This window comes from Oceanobacter sp. 5_MG-2023 (assembly GCF_030548165.1).
Taxonomy (GTDB): Bacteria; Pseudomonadota; Gammaproteobacteria; order Pseudomonadales; family Oceanobacteraceae; genus Oceanobacter.
The window spans coordinates 1-2,048 of the sequence record NZ_JAUORS010000055.1 but is presented as its reverse complement, the minus strand read 5'-3'; the positions used below and the strand labels follow the sequence as shown (position 1 = coordinate 2,048).

1 protein-coding gene is annotated in these 2,048 nt (G+C 54.9%); it reads left to right on the top strand.

Annotated features, from left to right (window positions below; genetic code table 11):
• On the top strand, positions 1–2,048 hold a 2,048-nt coding region (locus tag Q4551_RS16060; protein WP_303434929.1), incomplete at both ends, for a cadherin repeat domain-containing protein.

Below are 2,048 nucleotides of genomic sequence, written 5' to 3'. Positions count from 1 at the left end.
AACGTCACCGTGCTGGACAACGGCAACCTGTTGGTGAGCTGGACCTCAGACAACCAGGATGGCTCCGAAGGGGGCGTTTACGGCCAGACCTTCGATACCGATGGCAATGCCATTGGCAGCGAGTTCCTGATTAACAGCAGCACCGATGGCAACCAAAACGAATCCGACAGCAGCGCTCTCGCGCTTCTGAGTATCGACGAAAACAGCGGCGCCGGGCAGGTGGTGTATACCGCCACAGCCACTGATACCGGCGATATCTCCGATGGCGTGACTTTCTCGCTCTCGGGCGATGATGCCGCCCTGTTCAGCATCAACAGCAGCACCGGCGAAGTGACCCTGTTGGCCGATCCCGACTACGAAACCCAATCCAGCTACAGCTTTACCGTCACCGCTACCGATGGAGCCGGTAACCATACCGACCAAGCGGTTACCCTTGATGTCAACGACCTGGACGAAATAGCCCCTGAAGCCAGTATTGTGTTATCGCTCGCGACAGCACAGCTGGAAGCACTGGGTAAGACCAGTGGGTATGATGAGTTTCCTCAAATCACCGCCGTGGGTAGCGATGGTGCTTATGTGGTGACCTGGTACGGGACCGATAGCGACGGTGACTATTCAATCTTTGTGCAGGCCTTTAACGCCGATGGTTCCTTCAACGGCACCACGGTACAGCTGGAAGCGCCGGGTAAGACCACCGGTGATGACTATGATCCGCAAATCACCGCCGTGGGCACTGATGGTGCCTATGTGGTGACCTGGTACGGGGCCGATAGCGACGGTGATGAGTCGATCTTTGTTCAAGCCTTTGGTGCTGACGGTTCCTTCAATGGCACCAGGGTACAGCTGGAAGCACTGAATAATACCACTGGTCATGACTATGAACCGCAAATCACCGCGGTAGGCACTGATGGCGCCTATGTGGTGACCTGGTACGGATTTGATAGCGACGGTGATTTGTCGATCTTTGTGCAGGCGTTTGATGCTTACGGCTCCTTCAACGGTGACACAGTACAGCTGGAAGCGCCGGGTAATACCACCGGTGATGACTATGATCCGCAAATCATCGCCGTGGGCAGTGATGGCGACTATGTAGTGACCTGGTACGGAAGGGATAGCGGCGGTGATAATTCGATTTTTGTTCAAGCCTTTAACGCCGATGGTTCCGTCAATAGTGACACAGTACGGCTGGGTGCTGGTCTGAACCCTCAAATCACCGCGGTGGGCACTGATGGCGACTATGTAGTGACCTGGTACGGAGCCAGCGGCGGTGATTGGTCTATCTTTGTGCAAGCCATTAATGCCGATGGTTCCGTCAACGGCACCACGGTACAGCTGGAAGAGCTAGGTCATGACAGAAGTCCCCAAATCACCGCCGTGGGCACTGATGGCGCCTATGTGGTGACCTGGTACGGTGATGATAGCGACGGTGATTGGTCTATCTTTGTGCAGGCGTTTAATGCCAATGGTTCCTTCAACGGTGACACAGTACAGCTGGAAGCGCCGGGTCATACCACTGGTTATGACTATCTTCCTCAAATCACCGCCGTGGGCACTGATGGTGCCTATGTGGTGACCTGGTTCGGTGAGGATAGCGACGGTGATTTTTCGATCTTTGTGCAAGCGTTTGATGCTGACGGCTCCTTAAACGGTGCCACGGTACAGCTGGAAGCACTGGGTAAGACCAGTGGGTATGATGAGTTTCCTCAAATCACTGCCGTGGGCACTGATGGCGCCTATGTGGTGACCTGGTACGGGACTGATAGTGACGGTGATGAGTCGATCTTTGTGCAGGCATTTAATGCCGATGGCACACTGGTGATGGATAGCACCTATGAAACAGGGGAGTTGGTCACACTACAAAGCAATGAAGCGGGTACGGTGTATTTGGTGAGCGATACAGTGGCCGTGACCACTGAGGCCGATATTCTTTCTGCAGACGGTAGTTTGTGGACCCAGGCCGTTGCCACGGCCGATGCCAGTGTAGCGGTTGATAGCAGTGGCCTGGCTGGCGGCAATTATACGGCCTATGCCGTCGACAGTGCCGGTAA